At 65.0% G+C, this 2836-nt stretch carries 2 protein-coding genes; both read left to right on the forward strand.

What is annotated here, in order from left to right:
- Positions 1-179: flagellin (locus G8O24_RS42280; protein WP_438503277.1), on the forward strand; the 179-nt coding region annotated here is incomplete at its 5' end.
- Positions 180-503: 324 nt separating this feature from the next.
- Positions 504-2836, forward strand: a 2333-nt coding sequence (locus G8O24_RS42285; protein ID WP_188108381.1) for a DUF1522 domain-containing protein, incomplete at its 3' end; no start/stop codon positions are given.

A 2836-nucleotide genomic window follows, 5' to 3' on the forward strand; every position in this document is an offset into this window, starting at 1 on the left:
AGGACTTCAACAAGAACCTGATCAACGTGCTGCAGACCGGCTCGTCCAACCTGACGCTGGCCGACACCAACGTCGAGGCGGCCAACAGCCAGGCGCTGTCGACCCGCCAGTCGATCGCGGTCTCCGCACTGTCGCTGGCCAACCAGTCGCAGCAGAGCGTGCTGCAGCTGCTCCGCTAACAGCAGCTGACATCGTCAGGGAAGATCAGGCGGCGGGGCTTCGGCCCCGCTGCTTTTTTGTTCGCTCATCGGTATTGGAGGATGCGGCGCGCGATCGGAAAAGTAACCAGCGGTTATGGTTAATGGAGCGTAAGCGTCCAAAATCGCCAGCGATTTCAGGCTGATTGCGAGGCCTGCCAGTGCGCCACAATGGTTTATGGTGAACCGGCACTTATGACAGCGAGACGCGTTTCACCCTTTGTTAGCCATGTCGGGGCACCCTGTGGCCGTCACTCGATCCAGAAGCGATCGAACGAAGACGCGTAAGCCAGAAGGGTAAGAGTCATGTCCGGTATTGTTCTCTCTGCGTCGGTTCGTCAGAACCTGTTGTCTCTCCAGTCCACCGCCGATCTTCTCGCCACCACACAGAACCGTCTGTCGACCGGCAAGAGCGTCAACTCGGCGCTGGACAATCCCACCAACTATTTCACCGCCCAGTCGCTCGACAATCGCGCCAGCGACATCAACAACCTGCTCGATGGCATCGCCAACGGCGTGCAGGTGCTGCAGGCTGCCAACACCGGCCTGACATCGCTGCAGAAGCTGATCGACAGCGCCAAGTCGATCGCCAACCAGGCGCTGCAGACCACGGTCGGTTACTCCACCAAGTCGAACGTCTCCACCACGATCTCCGGTGCGACGGCGGCCGACCTGCGTGGCACGACTTCTTTTGCCAGCGCCACCGCGAGCAGCAACGTGCTCTACAACGGCACCGCCGGCGGCACCACCGCGGCGACCGGCACCACGACCCTCGGCGCCACCCTCGGCTCGCTGACCGGTTCGACGGCAACGGCCGGCGACGGCTCCACGGCCCTGAGCAGCACCATCACGCTGATCGCTGCCAACGGCACCGCCGCAAGCGGCCTGGTCGGCAGCGCCCAGCCGGCTGACGGCGACACGCTGACGGTCAACGGCAAGACCATCACCTTCCGTTCCGGCACGGCTCCGGCGAGCACCGGCGTTCCGACCGGTTCGGGCGTCAGCGGCAACCTCGTCACCGACGGCAACGGCAACACCACCGTCTATCTCGGGACCAACGCTTCGCCGAAGGCGACCACCGGCGACCTGTTGACCGCGATCGATCTCGCCAGCGGCGTCGATACGGCGTCCATCACTTCGGGCGCGGCGACGATCACCAACAGCGTCAACCAGACCTCTTCGAGCATCGCCGGCAGCAAGGTCATCCTGAAGAGCTCGACCGGTGCGGATCTGAGCGTGACGGGCAAGGCCGACCTGCTCAAGGCGCTCGGCCTGACCACGTCGACGGGTGCAGGCAATGCCACCGTCAACGTCAACCGGACCACGAGTGCGGCCTCGCTCGGTGCGGAGATCTCGGACGGCTCGACGCTGAACGTCGATGGTCACGTCATCACCTTCAAGAACGCGCCGATCCCGGGCTCGACCGGTGCCCCCAGCGTTCCGGCCGGTTTTGGTGTCAACGGTAACGTCCTGACCGACGGCAACGGCAACTCGACCGTCTATCTGCAGGGCGGCACCGTCAACGACGTGCTGGCCGCGATCGACCTTGCCACCGGCGTGCAGACCGCAACGATCGCTGCCAACGGCACCGCATCGCTGCAGACGGCGACCGGCCAGTCGAACTCGACGATCAACACCTCCGGTCAGCTCAAGCTGTCGACCGGCGTCAACGCCGATCTGTCGATCACCGGCACCGGCAATGCGCTGAACGTGTTCGGGCTCGCCGGCAACACCGGCAATGCCACAGCCTTCACCGCGAACCGTACCTCGGGCATCGGCGGCATCGCCGGCAAGACCTTGACCTTCACCTCCTTCAATGGCGGCACGGCGGTCAACGTTACCTTCGGCGACGGCACCAACGGCACGGTGAAGACGCTCGATCAGCTCAACACGCAGCTGCAGGCCAACAATTTGTCGGCCACGATCGACGCCAACGGCCGGCTGACCATCACCGCGTCCAACGACTACGCGTCCTCGACGCTCGGTTCGACGGCCGCGGGTGGCACGATCGGTGGCACGCTGACCACGGCACTGACCTTCTCGACGGCCTCCACCCCCGTCCAGGATCCGGTGGCGCAGACGGCGCGTGCGAACCTGGTGTCCCAGTACAACAACATCCTGAACCAGATCGACACGACTTCGCAGGACTCCTCGTTCAACGGTGTGAACCTGTTGAACGGCGACCAGCTCAAGCTGGTGTTCGACGAGACCGGCAAGTCGAGCCTCAACATCACCGGCGTGACCTATAATTCCAAGGGTCTCGGTCTTGCCGCGCTGACGGTCGGCGTCGACTTCATCGACAACGCGGCGTCCAACCGGGTGCTGACCAACCTGAACGCCGCGTCGAGCACGCTGCGCTCGGAAGCTTCGAGCCTCGGCTCGAACCTGTCGGTGGTGCAGATCCGCCAGGACTTCAACAAGAACCTGATCAACGTGCTGCAGACCGGCTCGTCCAACCTGACGCTGGCCGACACCAACGTCGAGGCGGCCAACAGCCAGGCGCTCCCGCCCCGCCCGTCCGTCGCGGACTCGGCGCGGTCGCCCGCCACGCCCCCGCCGCAGAGGGCGCTGCCCCGGCGCCCGCGTGCGGCTCGAGGTACTCCATGCCAACTCGCGAGTGGGGCCGTGCCCCCCCGCCG

The sequence above is a fragment of the Bradyrhizobium campsiandrae genome, assembly GCF_014529705.1.
Classification (GTDB): domain Bacteria; phylum Pseudomonadota; class Alphaproteobacteria; order Rhizobiales; family Xanthobacteraceae; genus Bradyrhizobium; species Bradyrhizobium campsiandrae.